Below are 18,974 nucleotides of genomic sequence, written 5' to 3' on the forward strand. Positions count from 1 at the left end.
ATCGCTCCCACTGGTGTCAATGAAGCTAGCGCCAAGCGTCGGCAAAGAACAAGGGAGGTGCTGACTTTCCCTCAACTTCCTTCCGTCGAATCTTTTCGACTCTTCAAGCACCTTGACCGCACTCCACCCCCTCTCCACTATGGGAGCGCTCCCACTGGTTCAAGGCTTGTTGCTCCTCCCCCTTCTCCGAGCCGCAAGGAGGAACCAGCACCATGGATCCCTCACGCAGACGCCGCGCGGCGCGGCGCCTGTGGACCGCCGTCGTGGCGGCCCTCACGCTTCCCGTGGCCATGCTGACCACCGGCACGACCCCCGCCCAGGCGGCGGCGGTCCAGTGCAGCGTGGACTACAAGACCAACGACTGGGGCTCCGGCTTCACCGCCGAACTGACCCTCACCAACCGGGGCACGGACCCGATCAGCGGCTGGACCCTGACGTACGCCTACACGGGCAACCAGAAGCTGACCAACGGCTGGAACGGCACCTGGTCGCAGTCCGGTCAGCAGATCACCGTGAACAACGCCTCGTACAACGGGACGGTCGCCGCCGGCGCGGCGGTCACCGCGGGCGCTCAGTTCACCTACAGCGGCACCAACGCCGCTCCCACGAGCTTCTCCGTCAACGGCACCGTGTGCACCGGCGCCCACCAGCCCCCCGTCACCGTGCTGACCAGCCCGGCGGCCGGTGCCGTCTACACCCAGGGCGACGCGGTGCCGCTCGCGGCCACCGCGGCGGCCGCCGACGGCGCGACCGTCACCAAGGTCGAGTTCTACGACGACACGGCCCTGCTCGGCACCGACACCAGCGCGCCGTTCTCGCTCTCCGCCTCTGGCTTGACCGTGGGCAGTCATTCCCTGCTGGCGAAGGCGTACGACAGCCTGGGCGCGTCCGCGTCCTCCGCGCCGGTCGGCATCACGGTCGCCTCGGGACCGGCCGTGGTCGCCTCGGCAACCCAGCTCGCCGTGCAGCAGGGCGCGACGGGTTCGTACGAGGTGAAGCTGTCGACGCAGCCGTCGGCGAACGTGACCGTGACGACCGCCCGGACGAGCGGGAACACGGGCCTGACGGTGACCGGCGGCGCGAGCCTCACCTTCACGCCGTCGAACTGGAGCACCGCCCAGAAGGTGACCATCACGGGCGACGCGTCCGGCACCGGCTCGGCGACCTTCGAGTCGACGGCCACCGGGCACGCGAAGGCCTCGGTCACCGTCACCCAGATCGCCGCGTCGCAGGAGTACGACGCCCGCTTCCTGGAGCTCTACGGCAAGATCACCGACCCGGCGAACGGCTACTTCTCCCCCGAGGGCATCCCCTACCACTCGGTGGAGACGCTGATCGTCGAGGCCCCCGACCACGGTCACGAGACCACCTCGGAGGCCTACAGCTACCTGCTGTGGCTCCAGGCCATGTACGGCAAGGTCACGGGCGACTGGACCCGGTTCAACGGCGCCTGGGAGATCATGGAGAAGTACATGATCCCCACCCACGCCGACCAGCCGACGAACTCCTTCTACAACGCGTCCAAGCCGGCGACCTACGCGCCGGAACTGGACACGCCGCAGGAGTACCCGGCGCAGCTGGACGGGACGGTGGCGGTGGGCACGGACCCGATCGCCGCCGAGCTGGAGACCGCGTACGGCACGGACGACGTCTACGGCATGCACTGGCTCCAGGACGTCGACAACGTCTACGGCTACGGCAACTCGCCCGGCAAGTGCGAGGCCGGTCCCTCCGACACCGGCCCCTCCTACATCAACACCTTCCAGCGCGGCGCGCAGGAGTCGGTGTGGGAGACGGTGCCCCAGCCGACCTGCGACAACTTCACGTACGGCGGGACGAACGGGTACCTGGACCTGTTCACCGGTGACGCCTCCTACGCCAAGCAGTGGAAGTTCACCAACGCGCCGGACGCCGACGCCCGGGCCGTGCAGGCCGCGTACTGGGCGGACGTCTGGGCCGAGCAGCAGGGCCAGGGCAGCCAGGTCTCGGCCACCGTCGCCAAGGCGGCCAAGATGGGCGACTACCTGCGCTACGCGATGTACGACAAGTACTTCAAGAAGGTCGGCAACTGCGTCGGCACCTCCGCCTGCCCCGCGGGCACCGGCAAGGACGCCTCGCACTACCTGCTGTCCTGGTACTACGCCTGGGGCGGCGCCACCGACACCAGCGCCGGATGGGCCTGGCGGATCGGCTCCAGCCACACCCACGGCGGCTACCAGAACCCGCTGGCCGCCTACGCGCTCAGCAGCTACGCCGACCTGAAGCCCAAGTCGGCGACGGGCCAGGCGGACTGGGCCCAGTCGCTGGACCGGCAGCTGGAGTTCTACCGCTGGCTCCAGTCGTCCGAGGGCGCCATCGCGGGCGGCGCGACCAACAGCTGGGCGGGCCGCTACGCGACCCCGCCGGCCGGCACGTCGACGTTCTACGGCATGTACTACGACCAGCAGCCCGTCTACCACGACCCGCCGTCCAACCAGTGGTTCGGCTTCCAGGCGTGGTCGATGGAGCGGGTCGCCGAGTACTACCAGCAGACCGGCGACGCGGACGCCAAGACGGTCCTCGACAAGTGGGTCGACTGGGCGCTGTCCGAGACCACCGTGAACCCGGACGGCACCTATCTGATCCCCTCCACGCTCCAGTGGTCGGGCCAGCCCGACACCTGGAACGCCGCCAGCCCGGGGGCCAACAGCGGGCTGCACGTCACCGTCGCCGACTACACCAACGACGTCGGTGTGGCCGCCGCGTACGCCAAGACCCTGACGTACTACGCCGACCGCTCCGGTGACACCGAGGCCGCGACGACGGCCAAGGCCCTCCTCGACGGCATGTGGGACAACCACCAGGACAGCCTGGGCATCGCCGTCCCGGAGACCCGCGCCGACTACAACCGCTTCGACGACGCCGTGTACGTCCCGAGCGGCTGGACCGGCACCATGCCGAACGGCGACGCGGTGAACTCCTCCTCGACCTTCGACTCGATCAGGTCCTTCTACGAGGACGACCCGAACTGGTCGACGATCGAGAGCTATCTCGCGGGCGGAGCCGCGCCCGTGTTCACGTACCACCGGTTCTGGGCCCAGGCGGACATCGCCCTGGCCATGGGCTCGTACGCGGAGCTTCTCGAATAAGCCCCCGCTAAGGCTTCGCGTACCGCGCCGGGCGGTCCCCACCGCACAGGGGACCGCCCGGTCGTCGCTCCTCCCCGCACCCGCTCGGCGCACCTGCTCCTCGCACCTCCTCCCCGCACCTCCTCCCCCCATGGCTCCACATGGCCTCACGAGGAAGGACCCCACCGTGCGAAGAACCCGCATCCTGACCGCCGTCCTGGCGCTCGCCGCCGGCCTGCTCGCGGGCACCCCGCCCGCACTGGCGGCCGACACCGGCCCGGACGTCACCGTGGCGGCAGAGTCGTACACCTGGAAGAACGCCCGGATCGACGGCGGCGGCTTCGTCCCCGGGATCGTCTTCAACCGCACCGAGAAGGACCTCGCCTACGCGCGCACCGACATCGGCGGCGCCTACCGCTGGGCGGAGTCGACCCAGACGTGGACACCGCTGCTGGACTCGGTCGGCTGGGCGGACTGGGGGCACACGGGCGTGGTGAGCCTGGCCTCCGACTCCGTCGACCCGGACAACGTCTACGCCGCCGTCGGCACGTACACCAACAGCTGGGACCCGGGCAACGGCGCCGTGCTGCGCTCCGCCGACCGGGGCGCGAGCTGGCAGAAGACGGACCTGCCGTTCAAGCTGGGCGGCAACATGCCCGGCCGGGGCATGGGCGAGCGGCTCGCGGTGGACCCGAACCGCAACAGCGTGCTCTACCTGGGCGCGCCCAGCGGCAAGGGCCTGTGGCGGTCGACCGACTCGGGCGTCACCTGGTCGCAGGTGACGAACTTCCCCAACGTCGGCAACTACGTCCAGGACGCGACCGACACCTCCGGCTACGCGAGCGACAAGCAGGGCATCGTCTGGGTCACCTTCGACGAGTCCACGGGCGGCTCCGGCACCGCCACGCAGACGATCTACGTCGGGGTGGCGGACCTCCAGAACGCGGTGTACCGGTCGACGGACGGGGGCGCGACCTGGAGCAGGCTGGCCGGTCAGCCCACCGGCTACCTGGCGCACAAGGGCGTGCTCGACGCGGAGAACGGCTACCTCTACCTCGCCTACAGCGACAAGGGCGGCCCCTACGACGGCGGCAAGGGCCGGCTGTTCCGGTACGCGACGGCGACCGGCACCTGGACGGACATCAGCCCGGTGGCGGAGGCCGACACCTACTACGGTTTCAGCGGGCTGACCGTCGACCGGCAGAACCCCGGCACCGTCATGGCCACCGCCTACAGCTCCTGGTGGCCGGACACCCAGATCTTCCGCTCCACGGACAGCGGCGGCACCTGGACGAAGGCGTGGGACTACACCTCGTACCCCAACCGCGCCAACCGCTACACAATGGACGTCTCCTCCTCGCCCTGGCTGACCTGGGGCGCGAACCCCTCGCCGCCCGAGCAGACGCCGAAGCTGGGGTGGATGACGGAGTCGCTGGAGATCGACCCGTTCGACTCGAACCGGATGATGTACGGGACGGGGGCGACGGTCTACGGCACGGAGAACCTCACGAACTGGGACAGCGGCTCCCAGTTCACCATCAAGCCGATGGTGCGGGGCCTGGAGGAGACCGCGGTCAACGACCTCGCCTCCCCGCCGTCCGGGGCGCCGCTGCTGAGCGCCCTCGGTGACGTCGGCGGGTTCCGGCACACGGACCTGACGACGGTCCCGTCGATGATGTTCACCTCGCCGAACTTCACGTCGACGACGAGCCTGGACTTCGCCGAGTCCAACCCGAACACGGTGGTGCGGGTCGGCAACCTGGACTCGGGACCGCACGTGGCGTTCTCGACGGACAACGGCGCCAACTGGTTCGCGGGGACGGACCCCTCGGGCGTGAGCGGCGGCGGGACCGTGGCCGCGGCCGCGGACGGGAGCCGCTTCGTGTGGAGCCCGGCGGGCACGGGCGTCCAGTACACCACCGGTTTCGGCTCGTCGTGGTCGGCGTCGAGCGGCATCCCGGCCGGCGCGACCGTGGAGTCGGACCGCGTCGACCCGTTGACCTTCTACGGCTTCAAGTCGGGGAAGTTCTACGTCAGCACGGACGGCGGCGCGACCTTCACCGCGTCCTCGGCGACGGGCCTGCCCAGCGGTGACAGCGTGCGGTTCAAGGCGCTGCCCGGGGTGGAGGGCGACGTGTGGCTGGCCGGCGGGGCGAGCGACGGGGCGTACGGGCTGTGGCACTCCACCGACGGCGGCGCGACCTTCGCCAAGCTGTCGAACGTCGAACAGGCCGACACGATCGGCTTCGGCAAGGCCGCGTCCGGGGCGTCCTACCAGACCCTCTACACCAGCGCGAAGATCGCCGGCGTGCGCGGCATCTTCCGCTCCACGGACCAGGGCGCCACCTGGACCAGGATCAACGACGACGCCCACCAGTGGGGCTGGACCGGCGCGGCGATCACCGGCGACCCGAGGGTCTACGGCCGGGTCTACGTCTCGACCAACGGCCGCGGCGTCGTCTACGGCGACACCTCCGACACCGGGGGCGGGGACGGCGGCGGGGACGGCGGCGGCGGTACGGATCCGACGCCGACGGGCGCCTGCGCCGTGACGTACAGCATCGTCAACCAGTGGTCGGGCGGTTTCCAGGCGGACGTGAAGCTCACCAACACGGGGACGAGCGCGTGGTCCGGCTGGAGCCTCGGCTGGACGTTCCCGAACGGGCAGACCGTCTCGCAGATCTGGAACGCCGCGCACACCCAGTCGGGTGCGGCGGTGACGGCGACGAACGTCGGCTGGAACGCGAACGTGGCGGCGGGCTCGTCGGTGGGCTTCGGCTTCACCGGGAGCTGGTCGGGGACGAACGCGGAACCGGCGGCGTTCAAGCTGGGCGAGCAGAGCTGCACGGTGAGCTGACCGTGCAGGGTCTGGTCTGCTGACCCTGCACGGTCGGCCGACCCGAAGGGGGCGCGTGCCGGATGCGGCACGCGCCCCTGTGCGGTCAGGGGGTGTAGACCGCCGGCCGCGGGGCCGTGGCCATCCCGTCGCCGAGGAAGAAGCTCGGGTGCGGGGGCTGGTTGTAGGCGGTGTTCTGCCAGGCGAGGCCGGTGCGGTACATCGTGTCGTGCAGCAGGGTCGTGATCTTGGTGCTGGTCTCGATCGGGGTCGAGTAGATCCGCAGGGCCGTGTTGTTCGTCGTCGGCCAGACGACCTCCTCGCGCCAGTCGCCGAGGATGTCGCCGGAGAGGGACGGCGTGGCCTTGGTGCTGTTGTTGGAGTGGACGCCGGAGCCGGTCAGCAGGCGGGTGTCGGAGGAGGTGCCGTACTTGTCGATGTTCGTGCCGTCGAGGAGTTCGCGCACGGTGTCGCCGTCCCACCAGGACAGGAAGTTGACGGAGGACGGCTCGCGGCCCTTGGTGGCGCCGGCCTCGTCGCGGATGTACGTGTCGGAGGCCGACCAGACCTCGGCGCCGTCGTTGCCGGCGTAGATGTCGCCGGCGACGCCCCGGCCGTTGTCGCAGCACGCCGACAGCTGCCAGCGGATCGCGCCGGTCGCCGGGTCGATGTACAGCTCGGCCGGCTGGGAGGTCGACTCCGAGACCTTGAAGTACTCCAGGCCCGACGTCGACGGGTCCAGGTCGCCCAGGTGCTGGGCGTCACCGTGGCCGGTCTTCGTGGTCCACAGGCCGTTCCCGTTGTCGTCGACGGCCATCGCGCCGTAGACGATCTCGTCCTTGCCGTCGCTGTCGACGTCCCCGACGGACAGGCTGTGCGAGCCCTGGCCGTCGTACCCCTTGCCCGTGTTGGTGGAGGAGTTGGTGTCGAAGGTCCAGCGGCGGGTGAAGGCGCCGTTCCGCCAGTCCCAGGCCGCGATCACCGTGCGGGTGTAGTAACCGCGCGCCATGATCAGCGACGGGCGGACGCCGTCCAGGTACGCGGTGCCCGCGAGGAAGCGGTCGACGCGGTTGCCGTAGGAGTCGCCCCACGACGAGACCGTGCCGCGGGCCGGGACGTAGTCGACCGTGCCCAGGGCCTTGCCGGTCTCCCCGTCGAACATGGTCAGGTACTCGGGGCCGGACAGGACGTAGCCGCTGGAGTTGCGGTAGTCGACGGACGAGCTGCCGATGACCGCGCCGGTGCCGTCGACCGTGCCGTCGGCGGTCTTCATGGCCACCTCGGCCCTGCCGTCGCCGTCGTAGTCGTACGCCTGGAACTGCGTGTAGTGGGCGCCGGAGCGGATGTTGCGGCCCAGGTCGATGCGCCACAGGCGGGTGCCGTCGAGCTTGATGCCGTCGATGACGGTACTGCCGGTGTAGCCGGACTGCGAGTTGTCCTTGGCGTTCGTCGGCTGCCACTTCAGTACGAAGTCCAGTGCCCCGTCGCCGTCGAGGTCGGCGACGGAGGCGTCGTTGGCCTCGTAGGTGTAGGCGACGCCGTCGGGGGTGGTGCCGCCGGTGGGGGCGGTGATGGGCACGTCCGTGTAGCCGGAACGGAGTTGGACCGCGTGCACGGAGTCGGACTGTTCCACGCCGCCCACGATCGCGCGGACCGTGTAGTCGGCCTGGGCGGGCGCGCCGGAGTGGAAGTAGTTGGTGGAGCCGGTGATCGGGGTGGAGTTGACCTTGGTGCCGGCCCGGTAGACGTTGAAGGAGATGTCGTCCGGGTCGGTGCCCAGCCAGCGCCAGCTGACCAGGTTGCCGCTGTCGGTGTGCACGCTCACGACACCGCGGTCGAGGGCCTCGACCTGGCGGGCCGTGGCCGCCTCGGCGATGTCCGTGGAGAGGGTGGTGAGACCGGCCGCGACCAGCGCGGTCACGGCGGCCGCGGCGGCGAGGACCGCGCCGCGGCGCCGTTTGCGGTGCGGAACCGGACGCGGCGGCGGGTGCGGGTGCGGGTGCTGCACGGGGGGTACCTCCCGGCGGGGGGCGGACAGGTTGTCACCCGTCAGTTGCCGCCGGGGGGCGCGGGGTTGCCGGGGTACGGCGGGTTGCCGTCCGGGAGGTGACGGTGCCGTCGCGCCGGTCGGGGCCGGCGGCACGGCGAGGTGGGGGCGGAGCGTTCCGCGGGGCCTGGCGGCGCGGCAACCGGCGGCCGGAACACTCCACGAGAGCCCGCCGTGCGGCAACCGGCGGCCCGGAACACTCCGCGGGGCGCCGGGCACCGGGGTCAGGCCTCGTCCGGCTGCGCGGCCGGTTTGCGGAACGCGCGGAGGGTGAACACGGGGTCCGGGCGGGGGCGGTCCTGGTCGGGGAGCCGGGCCAGCCGCTCGGCGAACCGGTCCGCCAGCGGCTCCCCGGGCGGCAGCGTGACGAACCAGCCGCGCCGCAGGTCGGCGACCGTACGGCGCGGCGAGCGGCCCTGTCCCCGGCCGGGGAAGCGGGCCCGCCCGGCCGGGACCAGGCCGCACGCGACGGCGTGGGCCTCGACGCGGGACGCCTCGTCGCGGGCGGCCCGGGGCGGCCGGGAGGCGAGGACGGCGTCGATGTCGCTGCCGACGTTGTGCGCGGCGGCCTTGTCGACCGTGGTGACCCAGACACCGCCGGGCCGCAGCACCCGGGCGCACTCGCCGACGATCCGGCGCACGTCCGCGTCGGCCTCCGGCAGGTGCAGCAGCCAGACGCTGCTGACCGCGTCGAACGCGTCGGCGCGGAAGGGCAGTCGGCGGCTGTCGGAGCGGACGACGGCGCCGGGCAGGCGTACGGCGGCCTGGCGGACCATCTCGGACGCCAGGTCGACGCCGGTCACCCGCAGGCCGTCGCGTCCGGCCGCCAGCCTGCGGGTGACGATGCCCGTGCCGCAGGCGACGTCGAGCAGACTGCGGGCCGGGGCCGGGATCAGGCCGAGGACGGCCTCCGCGGCGGCGGCCGCCCGGGGCTCGCCGCCGCGGGAGGCGTCGTAGCGTCCGGCTTCCTCTTCGTAGTCCAGCACGCCCGCTCCCCGTCTCCGCTCCGTCCGGTCCGTCGCGCGGGTCAGTGGGCCCCGTGGCCCGGGGCGAGGTCCTCCACCCGGCGGGCGAGCCGGAAGTCGAGCTCGGTGACGGCGCCGCCCGCGCTGTGCGTGTGCACGGCGACGGACACCGTGCGGTAGCCGAGGGTGAGGTCGGAGTGGTGGTCGAGCTCGTCCTGGACCTGCGCCACGTGGACGACCAGGGCGGCGGCGGCGAAGTGGGAGGCGAGCCGGTAGGCGCGGGTGAGGCGGCCGGCGTCGTAGGACCAGCCGGGCAGCTCGGCCAGCCGGTCCTCGATCTCCTCCTGCGACAGCGGTTCCACGGCCATGCGCCGGCTCCCTTCAGGGGTGTCGCGTACCTGTCCAGCCTGCCACAGGAGAGGCGTGGCGGCCCTGGTCAGAGGGTTCCCGGACGTCCGGCGGGCCACGCCTGCCCGTCGGCGCCGTGGCCGGGCCGTCCCGTACGCCTCGTACGGGACGCCGCCCCTCGGCTACGGTCACCGGCATGACGACCGTCGAGACCGGCACCGGCTCCCCCGCCGCCTCCTCCCCCGCCGTCCCGTCCGGCCTGGGCGCGGGTCCGCTGCTGCGGGCCTGGCGGGAACGGCGGCGGCTCAGCCAGCTGGAGCTGGCCCTGCGCGCGGACTCCTCGGCCCGGCACATCAGCTTCGTCGAGACCGGCCGCTCCCGGCCCAGTGAGGAGATGGTGCTGCGGCTCGCCGAGCACCTCGACGTCCCGGTGCGCGAGCGCAACGCGCTGCTGCTGGCGGCGGGCTACGCCCCGCGCTACCGCGAGACCCCGTGGGACGACCCGGCGCTGCACGGGCTGCGCGCGGGCGTGGAGCGCCTGCTCCGGGGCTACGAGCCGTACCCGGCGCTGGTGGTGGACGCCCTGTACACCGTGCAGGCGGCCAACCGCGGGATCACCATGCTGCTGGAGGGCGTCGCCGAGTCCCTGCTCACGCCGCCGCTGAACGCGATGCGCCTGACCCTCCACCCGCGGGGCCTCGCGCCCCGCATCCGCAACCTGCCGCAGTGGCGGCGGCACCTGCTGGCCCAGATGGAGCGCCAGATCGCCCTGCGCCGCTCCGCCCCGCTGCGGGAGCTGTACGAGGAGGTCGCCGCCTACCCGGTGCCGGAGACCGCCGACCCGTGCGAACCGGACGGGCCGGACGGGCCGGACGGGCCGGACGGGCCGGACGGGCCGGACGGGCCGGACGGGCCGGTGCCGTACGTCGCGCTGCCGCTGCGGATCGAGCACGGGGGGCGGACGCTGTCGTTCGTCTCCTCCATCTCCACGTTCAACACCCCCATGGACGTGACCGTCGCCGAACTGGCCATCGAGACGTTCCTCCCGGCCGACCCGGCGACGGCCGCGTACCTGCGCGCGCTGTCCGGCTGAGCCGCCGTGGTTCGTGTGGCAGCGCCGCCGCGGCATGGCACACTGGCCCGCGTGCCTCGACACGTAGGGGAGACGTGGCGTGAGTGAACGACGGCCCGCGCCCACAGTGGGCCAGGTGGTACTCGGCAGACGGCTTCAGGAGCTGCGCGAGGCGGCCGGTGTCGGCCGGGACGAGGCGGCCCGCGCGCTGCGCGTGGCCCAGGCGACCGTGCGGCGCATGGAGACGGCCGAGGTCGCGCTGAAGATCCCGTACGTGCAGGTGCTGCTGGAGACGTACGGGGTGTCCGAGGAGGAGACCGCCGCGTTCGTCGCGCTCGCCGAGGAGGCGAACCGGCCCGGCTGGTGGCAGCGCTTCCACGACGTGCTCCCGGAGTGGTTCAGCCTGTACGTGAGCCTGGAGGGCGCGGCACGGATGATCCGCTCGTACGAACCGCACTTCGTGCCGGGCCTGTTGCAGACCGAGGCGTACGCGCGGGCCGTGCTGGAGGCCGGGACGGTCGGGCGGAGGAGCCCGGAGGCGATCGAGCGGCACGTGTCGCTGCGCATGGCCCGGCAGCGGCTGCTGGACGGCCCGAACCCGCCGCACCTGTGGGTGGTGATGGACGAGACCGTGCTGCGCCGCCCGGTGGGCGTCGACCCCTCGGTGATGTACGAGCAGTTCGACAAGCTGCTGGAGTTCGCCGACCGGGACCGGATCACGTTGCAGGTCGCCGAGCTGGCCGACGGCCCGCACCCGGGGACGTCCGCGCCGTTCTCGCTCTTCCGCTTCGCCGAGCCCGAGCTGCCGGACATGGTCGTCACCGAGTACCTGTCCGGCGCCCTGTACCTCGACTCGCGCAAGGAGGTCTCCCTGCACCTGGAGGTCCTCGACCACATGACGGCGCACGCCTCGTCGACACAGCGCACCGTCACGCTGCTGCGGGAGCTCCGCGGAAGCGTGTGAGCACGGCCGTCACCACCGACCCCACCACCAGGAGAAGACCGCGCATGACCGGATCCGAGTCCGCAGCACCCGTCCGCGTCGACACCAGCAGGCCGCATCCGGCGCGCGTGTACGACTGGTGGCTGGGCGGCAAGGACAACTACCCCGTGGACGAGCAGCTGGCCCGGCGGATCCTCGCCGTGGACGGCACGGTGGTGCGCGGGGCGCGCGCCAACCGCCGGTTCATGCACCGGGCCGTGCGGGCCGTCGCCGAGGCCGGGGTGCGCCAGTTCCTGGACATCGGGACCGGCATCCCCACCGAGCCCAACCTGCACCAGGTGGCGCAGGGCGTGGCCCCGGAGTCGCGGGTGGTGTACGCGGACAACGACCCGATCGTGCTGCGGCACGCGGAGGCGCTGCTGCACGGTTCCCCCGAGGGGTCCACCCGGTACGTGCACGCCGACGTCCGCGACCTGGACACCCTGCTGGGCCGGGCGGCCGAGTCCCTGGACCTCGGCCGGCCGGTCGCCCTGTCGCTGGTGGCGCTCACCCACTACCTGGACGACGACCCGGCCGGCGACGACGTGTACGGGCTGCTCCGGACGTACGTGGCGGCGCTCGCGCCGGGCAGTCACCTGATCCTGTCGCAGGTCACCCCCGATCTGAACCCGGAGGCCATCGCGAAGGCGGCGGACAGCTTCCGGCAGAGCGGCACCCCCTTCCACCCGCGCTCGCTGGCGGAGTTCTCCCGCTTCTTCGAGGGCCTGGAGCTGCTGGGCCCGGGTGTCATCCCGGTCTCGGGCTGGCGGCCGGAGCCGGAGGACGTGGCCGTCCAGGCCGAGGGCATCGTGCCGGTGTACGCGGGGGTCGCCCGCAAGCCCTGAGGCACCGGTACCGGGTGACCCGTAGGGGCGCCGGTACCGGGTGACCCGCAGAGGCGCCGGTACCGCGTGCCCTCGGCGCGCCCCTGCCGGGTGACCCGTACGGGCGCCGGTACCGCGTGCCCTGACGCGCCCGGTACCGCGTGCCCTCGGCGCGCCCCTGCCGGGTGACCCGTACGGGCGCCGTGAACGGGTGCGCTCCCGCGCCCGCCCCTAGGTTCGAGACACGGGGCGAGCAAGGGAGCGCACGTGACCGACACGCGGACACCGCCCGCCGAGCCGGGCGCGGCCCTGCTGCGCCTCGGCCGGTTCTTCCGGCCCGGCACGACCGCCCCCGACCTGCACAGCGTCGGGCTGGCCGGCGGCCGGGAGGCGGACGCGTTCTACCGGGACCGGTGGAGCCACGACAAGGTCGTGAACTCCACGCACGGCGTGAACTGCACCGGTTCCTGCCGCTGGAAGGTGTACGTCAAGGACGGCATCATCACCTGGGAGACGCAGGAGACGGACTATCCGTCGGTGGGCCCGGACCGGCCCGAGTACGAGCCCCGGGGCTGCCCGCGCGGCGCCGCGTTCTCCTGGTACACCTACTCGCCGACCCGGGTCCGCCACCCGTACGTGCGGGGCGTGCTGCTGGAGATGTACCGGGAGGCCAAGCGGCGGCTGCGAGACCCGGTGCTGGCCTGGGCGGACATCCAGAGCGACCCCGGGCGCCGCCGCCACTACCAGCGGGCGCGCGGCAAGGGCGGCATGGTGCGGGCGGACTGGGACGAGGCCGTGGAACTCGTCGCCGCCGCCCACGTCCACACCATCAAGGCGTACGGCCCCGACCGCATCGCCGGGTTCTCCCCCATCCCCGCGATGTCGATGGTCTCCCACGCGGCCGGCGCCCGCTTCCACGCGCTGATCGGCGCGCCGATGCTGTCGTTCTACGACTGGTACGCCGATCTGCCCGTCGCCTCCCCGCAGGTCTTCGGCGACCAGACGGACGTCCCGGAGTCGGGCGACTGGTGGGACGCGGCGTACCTGGTGATGTGGGGCTCGAACGTCCCGGTGACCCGCACCCCGGACGCGCACTGGATGGCGGAGGCCCGGTACCGCGGCCAGAAGGTCGTGGTCGTGGCGCCCGACTACGCCGACAACGCCAAGTTCGCCGACGAGTGGCTGCACCCGCACCCCGGCACGGACGGGGCGCTCGCGCTGGCGATGGGCCATGTGGTCCTCAAGGAGTTCTTCGTCGACCGCGAGACGCCGTTCTTCACCGAGTACGTGGAGCGGTTCACGGACCTGCCGTTCCTGGTGACGCTGACCGGGCGGGACGGCGCGTGGGTGCCGGCGAAGTTCCTGCGCGCCGCCGACCTCGGGGACGGCGAGGAGGGCGCCGAGTGGAAGACGGTCGTCCTGGACGGCGCGACCGGCCGGGCGGTGGTCCCGAACGGCTCCCTCGGCTTCCGCTGGACGGAGGCCGGCAAGGGCCGCTGGAACCTCGGCCTGGGGGACGTCCGGCCCCGGCTGAGCCTCTTCGGCCACGAGGGCGCCGAGGGCGTCGAGGTGCTGCTGCCCCGCTTCGACACCGAGGGCGGGGAGCACGGGCAGGGGCGCGGGGACGTCGTCCGGCGGGGGGTGCCGGCCGTGCGGCTCGGCGGTCCGGACGGTCCCCTGGTCACCACGGTCTTCGACCTGCTGCTCGCGCAGTACGGCGTGGGACGGCCCGGTCTGCCCGGCCGCTGGCCCGCGTCGTACGAGGACGCGGACGCCCCCGGCACCCCCGCCTGGCAGCAGGCGCACACCTCCGTCCCGGCGGCCGCCTGCGTGCGGATCGCCCGGGAGTTCGCGCGCACGGCGGAGCGGTCGAAGGGCCGCTGCATGATCCTGATGGGCGCCGGCACCAACCACTGGTTCCACTCCGAGACCATCTACCGCGCCTTCCTCGCCCTGCTCCAGCTGACGGGCTGCCAGGGCCGCAACGGGGGCGGCTGGGCGCACTACGTGGGCCAGGAGAAGTGCCGGCCGCTGACCGGCTGGGCGACGCTGGCCGCCGCCTCCGACTGGGCGCGCCCGCCCCGGCAGATGATCGGCACCGCGTACTGGTTCCTGCACACCGACCAGTGGCGCTACGACCGGTTCACGGCCGACGTGCTGGCCTCCCCGCTGGGCGAGGGGCGGCTGCGGGGCATGACGGCCGCGGACTGCGTCGCCCTGTCGGCGCGGGCGGGGTGGATGCCGTCGTACCCGACGTTCGACCGCAACCCGCTGGAGCTGGGCGAGGCGTCCGGCGACCCGGTGGCCGGGGCGGTGGCCGGGCTGCGCGCCGGGACGCTGCGGTTCGCCTGCGAGGACCCGGACGCGCCGGAGAACTGGCCGCGCGTGCTGACCCTGTGGCGGGCCAATCTGCTCGGCTCGTCGGCCAAGGGCGCCGAGTACTTCACCCGGCACCTGCTGGGCACGCACTCCTCGCTGCGCGCCGAGGAGGCGCCCGAGGCGGTGCGGCCCCGGGACGTGACCTGGCGCGAGGAGGCGCCCGAGGGCAAGCTCGACCTGCTGCTGTCGCTGGACTTCCGGCAGACCTCCTCCACGCTGCTGTCGGACGTGGTCCTGCCGGCGGCGACCTGGTACGAGAAGCACGACCTGTCGTCGACCGACCTGCACCCGTACGTGCACGCCTTCACCCCCGCTGTGGACCCGCCGTGGCAGGCGCGCACCGACTTCGAGACGTTCAAGGCGCTGGCGGAGCGGCTGAGCGAGCTGGCCGTGGACCATCTGGGCGTGCGCCGGGACCTGGTGGCGTCGCCGTTGCAGCACGACACCCCCGGGGAGACCGCCCAGCCCGGCGGGGTCGTCCGGGACTGGAAGCGCGGCGAGTGCGACCCGGTGCCGGGCAGGACGCTGCCGCACCTGACGGTCGTGGAGCGGGACTACACGGCGGTGGGCGCGAAGTTCGCGGCGCTGGGACCGCTGGCGGAGGAGCTGGGCCTGGCCACCAAGGGCGTCACCCTGCGCCCGGACGAGGAGGTCGCGCGGCTGCGGGAGCTGAACGGCGCGGTGCGCGGCGGCCCGGCCGACGGACGCCCCCTGCTGGACACGGCGGTGAAGGCGGCGAACACGGTCCTCGCCCTGTCGGGCACGACCAACGGCCGCCTCGCCGTCCAGGGCTTCCGCACGCTGGCCGAGCGCACCGGACGGGACATGGCCCACCTGGCCGCCGAGCACGAGGGCCGACGGGTCACGTACGCGGACACGCAGGCGGCGCCGGTACCGGTGATCACGTCGCCGGAGTGGTCGGGCAGCGAGGCGGGCGGCCGCCGGTACACGGCGTTCACCCTCAACACCGAGCACGGCAAGCCGTGGCACACCCTCACCGGACGGCAGCACTTCTTCCTCGACCACGACTGGATCCACGAGCTGGGCGAGGCGCTCCCGGTGTACCGGCCGCCGCTGGACATGAACAGGCTGTTCGGCGAACCCCGTCTCGGTCCGGACGGCCACCGCGAGGTGACGGTCCGCTACCTCACGCCGCACAGCAAGTGGTCGATCCACTCCGAGTACCAGGACAACCTGTTCATGCTCTCCCTGTCCCGCGGCGGCCAGAACATCTGGATGTCCCCGCGGGACGCGGACGCCATCGGTGTGCGGGACGACGACTGGGTCGAGGCGGTCAACCGCAACGGGGTGGTCGTGGCCCGCGCGGTCGTCTCGCACCGCATGCCGGCCGGCACGGTGTACATGCACCACGCGCAGGAGCGCACGGTGGGCGTCCCGCGCGCGGAGACGACCGGGATGCGCGGCGGGATCCACAACTCGCTCACCCGCCTCCTGCTCAAACCGACCCATCTCATCGGCGGCTACGCCCAGTTGTCCTGGGCGTTCAACTACCTGGGGCCGACCGGCAACCAGCGCGACGAGGTGACGGTGATCCGCCGCCGCACCCAGGAGGTCGAGTACTGATGCGCCCGATGGCCCAGATCGCGATGGTGATGAACCTCGACAAGTGCATCGGCTGCCACACCTGCTCGGTCACCTGCAAGCAGACGTGGACCAACCGGCGCGGCATGGAGTACGTCTGGTTCAACAACGTCGAGACCCGCCCCGGCCAGGGGTACCCGCGCCGCTACGAGGACCAGGAGCGGTGGCGCGGCGGCTGGGAGCTGAACCGGCGCGGTGCGCTGCGGCCGAAGGCGGGCGGGCGGCTGCGCAAGCTCGCCGGGATCTTCGCCAACCCCAGGCTCCCGGAGATCAAGGACTACTACGAGCCCTGGACGTACGACTACCGCACCCTCACCGACGCCCCGCTCGGCGACGACTACCCCGTCGCGCGGCCCGTCTCCCAGCTGGACGGCAGGCCGATGGAGATCGAGTGGTCGTCGAACTGGGACGACGACCTCGGCGGCGCCCCCGCGTACGGCGAGCTGGACCCGATGGTCGAGCGCACCCGCCGGCAGGCCTCCGACAAGGTGCGGTTCGCCTACGAGCAGACGTTCATGTTCTACCTGCCGCGCATCTGCGAGCACTGCCTGAACCCGTCGTGCGTGGCGTCCTGTCCGTCCGGCGCGATGTACAAGCGCACCGAGGACGGCATCGTCCTGGTCGACCAGGACCGCTGCCGGGGCTGGCGGATGTGCGTGACCGGATGCCCGTACAAGAAGGTGTACTTCAACCACCGCACCGGCAAGGCGGAGAAGTGCACGCTGTGCTACCCGCGTCTGGAGGCGGGCCTGCCGACGGTCTGCTCGGAGACCTGCGTGGGGCGGCTGCGGTACCTGGGCGTGGTGCTGTACGACGCCGACAAGGTGACGGCCGCCGCGTCCGTCCCGGACGAACAGGACCTGTACCGGGCCCAGTTGGACGTGTTCCTCGACCCGGAGGATCCGGGCGTGCGGCGGGCCGCCGAGCGGGCGGGGATCCCGTACGACTGGCTGGAGGCGGCCCGCCGCTCCCCCGTGCACGCGCTGGTCTCCACGTACCGGGTGGCGCTGCCGCTGCACCCGGAGTACCGGACCCTGCCGATGGTCTGGTACATCCCGCCGCTGTCGCCGGTGGTGGACGCGCTGACGGAGACCGGCCACGACGGCGAGGACCTGGGCAACCTCTTCGGGGCGATCGACACGCTGCGCATCCCGCTGGAGTACCTGGCGGAGCTGTTCACCGCGGGCGACACCGCCCCGGTGCGGGCCTGTCTGGAGAAGCTCGCCGCGATGCGCTCCCACATGCGGGCGGTCAACCTCGGCGAGGAGCCCGACCCGGGCGTCGCGGCCGCCGTCGGCATGCGGCCCGAGGAGGTCGAGGACATGTACCGGCTGCTGGCCATCGCCAAGTACGACGAGCGGTACGTGATCCCCACCGCGGCCGTCGGCGACGCCCGGCGGCTGGAGGAGTCGGCGCTGCCCGACGCGTGCAGCCTCGACCACGACGGCGGGCCCGGCATGGGCGGCGACGGGCCGTTCGGGCAGGACTCCGGACGCAGGAGGCTGCCGCTGGTGCCGGTGGAGAACTTCCACATCCTGCGCAGACGGCAGACCGCGGACGACGAGAGGGAGGTCTGATGCCCGGTTTCGAGGTGCTGTACCAGGCGGCGGCGCTCTGCCTGACCTACCCGGACGACGACTTCCGGGCCCGGCTGCCGCTGCTGCGCGAGGCGGCCCCGCAGCTGCGGGGGTTCACCGACCACGCGGCCGTGACGCCGCAGCGGGACCTCCAGGCGCACTACGTGGAGGTCTTCGACTTCAGGAACCGGCACAGCCTGTACCTGAGCTGGTGGAGCGACGGCGACACCCGGCGGCGCGGGATGTCGCTGGTCCGGTTCAAGGACCTCTACCGGGCCCACGGCCTGGAGTTCACCGGGGAGGAACTGCCCGACTTCCTGCCCGCGGTCCTGGAGTTCACCTCGCGCACCGGCGACACCGGGCCGCTCGTCGAGCACCGCGACGCCCTGGAGCGGCTGCGCTCCCGGCTCACCGCCGCCGGCACGCCGTACGCGTGCGTGCTGGACGCGGTGTGCGCCACCCTGCCGCCCGCACCCGCCGGAGCCCGCCGATGACCTTCTTCCTCTGGGGCGTCCTGCCCTACGTCGCGTTCGTGCTCCTGGTCGCCGGGCTGGTGTGGCGGCACCGCTACGACCGGTTCGGCTGGACGAGCCGGTCCTCCCAGGTGTACGAGTCGAAGCTGCTGAACATCGCCTCCCCGGTGTTCCACTACGGCATCCTGTTCGTCCTCGCCGGCCATCTGATCGGGCTGTTCGTGCCGGAGTCGTGGACGGACGCGCTCGGCGTGGACGAGCGGGCCTACCACCTGTTCTCGCTGTACGGCGGCACGGCGGCCGGGGCGCTCGCGGTCGCCGGGATCGCGGCCCTGGTCTACCGGCGCCGCACGAACGCGCCCGTGTTCCGCGCGACGACCGCCAACGACAAGCTCATGTACCTGGTGCTGCTCGCCGCGATCGTGCTGGGCATGGCCGCCAAGCTCGCCCACTCCTCCGGCACCGGCTACGACTACCGGACCTCCCTCGCGCCCTGGTCGCGCAGCCTGTTCACGCTCAGCCCGGACACCGGAGCGATGGCGGGCGTGCCGGTGCTGTACCGGGTGCACGCCGTGGTGGGCATGGTGCTGATCGCGCTGGTGCCGTACACCCGGCTGGTGCACATGTTCAGCGCGCCGGTGCAGTACCTGTTCCGGCCGTACGTCGTCTACCGCTCGCGCGACCCCGAGCGGCTGGGGCCGCGCCCGGACCGGCGGGGCTGGGAGCGGGCCGGGTCGTAGGAGCCCGGCTCCGGGCCGGCCG

12 protein-coding genes are annotated in these 18,974 nt (G+C 72.6%); 9 read left to right on the forward strand and 3 right to left on the reverse strand.

All coding sequences use genetic code 11. From position 1 onward, the window contains the following. The first annotated feature begins 212 nt into the window (after positions 1 to 212). Both ACFYWQ_RS09945 and ACFYWQ_RS09950 read left to right on the forward strand, forming a co-directional pair. Positions 213 to 3,128: a glycoside hydrolase family 48 protein gene (locus ACFYWQ_RS09945; protein WP_389514594.1), complete on the forward strand. Its 2,916-nt coding sequence runs from the start codon at positions 213 to 215 to the stop codon at positions 3,126 to 3,128. A gap of 166 nt (positions 3,129 to 3,294) precedes the next feature. Then, complete coding sequence (locus ACFYWQ_RS09950) at positions 3,295 to 5,964, forward strand: cellulose binding domain-containing protein (RefSeq protein WP_389514596.1); 2,670 nt, start codon at positions 3,295 to 3,297, stop codon at positions 5,962 to 5,964. A gap of 85 nt (positions 5,965 to 6,049) precedes the next feature. Here ACFYWQ_RS09950 and ACFYWQ_RS09955 read toward each other — a convergent pair whose 3' ends face one another. From ACFYWQ_RS09955 to ACFYWQ_RS09965, 3 genes are all read right to left on the reverse strand, one after another. Further along, on the reverse strand, positions 6,050 to 7,951 hold the full coding sequence (locus ACFYWQ_RS09955; protein ID WP_389514598.1) for a rhamnogalacturonan lyase: 1,902 nt from the start codon (positions 7,949 to 7,951) through the stop codon (positions 6,050 to 6,052). Positions 7,952 to 8,214: 263 nt separating this feature from the next. After that, positions 8,215 to 8,976: a methyltransferase domain-containing protein gene (locus tag ACFYWQ_RS09960; RefSeq protein ID WP_389514600.1), complete on the reverse strand. Its 762-nt coding sequence runs from the start codon at positions 8,974 to 8,976 to the stop codon at positions 8,215 to 8,217. 41 nt (positions 8,977 to 9,017) lie between these two features. Beyond that, complete coding sequence (locus ACFYWQ_RS09965; protein WP_389514602.1) at positions 9,018 to 9,323, reverse strand: 4a-hydroxytetrahydrobiopterin dehydratase; 306 nt, start codon at positions 9,321 to 9,323, stop codon at positions 9,018 to 9,020. A gap of 176 nt (positions 9,324 to 9,499) precedes the next feature. On the opposite strand from ACFYWQ_RS09965, the gene ACFYWQ_RS09970 reads away from it, so the two are divergent. The 7 genes from ACFYWQ_RS09970 (at position 9,500) to narI (ending at position 18,952) form a co-directional block, all read left to right on the forward strand. Then, the gene (locus ACFYWQ_RS09970) at positions 9,500 to 10,396 is read left to right on the forward strand and encodes a helix-turn-helix domain-containing protein (protein WP_389514604.1); all 897 of its coding nucleotides are present in this window, start codon (positions 9,500 to 9,502) and stop codon (positions 10,394 to 10,396) included. Between the two features lie 79 nt (positions 10,397 to 10,475). Further along, entirely contained in the window at positions 10,476 to 11,339 is an 864-nt protein-coding gene (locus ACFYWQ_RS09975; protein ID WP_389514606.1) for a helix-turn-helix domain-containing protein, read from the forward strand. A gap of 44 nt (positions 11,340 to 11,383) precedes the next feature. Next, the gene (locus tag ACFYWQ_RS09980; protein ID WP_389514607.1) at positions 11,384 to 12,202 is read left to right on the forward strand and encodes an SAM-dependent methyltransferase; all 819 of its coding nucleotides are present in this window, start codon (positions 11,384 to 11,386) and stop codon (positions 12,200 to 12,202) included. 246 nt (positions 12,203 to 12,448) lie between these two features. Beyond that, a complete protein-coding gene (locus tag ACFYWQ_RS09985) occupies positions 12,449 to 16,144 on the forward strand; it encodes a nitrate reductase subunit alpha (protein ID WP_389514609.1) in 3,696 nt (1,231 codons plus the stop codon). Beyond that, a complete protein-coding gene (gene narH, locus ACFYWQ_RS09990; RefSeq protein ID WP_389514611.1) occupies positions 16,144 to 17,739 on the forward strand; it encodes a nitrate reductase subunit beta in 1,596 nt (531 codons plus the stop codon). The genes ACFYWQ_RS09985 and narH overlap by 1 nt, the downstream gene beginning before the upstream one ends. Continuing rightward, entirely contained in the window at positions 17,739 to 18,233 is a 495-nt protein-coding gene (narJ, locus tag ACFYWQ_RS09995) for a nitrate reductase molybdenum cofactor assembly chaperone (RefSeq protein WP_389514613.1), read from the forward strand. The genes narH and narJ overlap by 1 nt, the downstream gene beginning before the upstream one ends. After that, positions 18,230 to 18,952 (forward strand): respiratory nitrate reductase subunit gamma, encoded by a 723-nt coding sequence (gene narI / locus ACFYWQ_RS10000; RefSeq protein ID WP_389514614.1) that lies wholly within the window; start codon positions 18,230 to 18,232, stop codon positions 18,950 to 18,952. Before narJ ends, narI begins: the two co-directional genes overlap by 4 nt. Positions 18,953 to 18,974: the final 22 nt, after the last annotated feature.

This window comes from Streptomyces sp. NPDC003247 (genome assembly GCF_042888135.1).
GTDB lineage: Bacteria > Actinomycetota > Actinomycetes > Streptomycetales > Streptomycetaceae > Streptomyces.

What these genes read in the sequence shown, in the direction of transcription:
- ACFYWQ_RS09965 (WP_389514602.1), bottom strand. Translation starts at nt 9,323, where the DNA reads ATGGCCGTGGAACCGCTGTCGCAGGAGGAGATCGAGGACCGGCTGGCC.
- narI (WP_389514614.1), top strand. Translation starts at nt 18,230, where the DNA reads ATGACCTTCTTCCTCTGGGGCGTCCTGCCCTACGTCGCGTTCGTGCTC.
- ACFYWQ_RS09945 (WP_389514594.1), top strand. Translation starts at nt 213, where the DNA reads ATGGATCCCTCACGCAGACGCCGCGCGGCGCGGCGCCTGTGGACCGCC.
- ACFYWQ_RS09980 (WP_389514607.1), top strand. Translation starts at nt 11,384, where the DNA reads ATGACCGGATCCGAGTCCGCAGCACCCGTCCGCGTCGACACCAGCAGG.
- narJ (WP_389514613.1), top strand. Translation starts at nt 17,739, where the DNA reads ATGCCCGGTTTCGAGGTGCTGTACCAGGCGGCGGCGCTCTGCCTGACC.
- ACFYWQ_RS09970 (WP_389514604.1), top strand. Translation starts at nt 9,500, where the DNA reads ATGACGACCGTCGAGACCGGCACCGGCTCCCCCGCCGCCTCCTCCCCC.
- narH (WP_389514611.1), top strand. Translation starts at nt 16,144, where the DNA reads ATGCGCCCGATGGCCCAGATCGCGATGGTGATGAACCTCGACAAGTGC.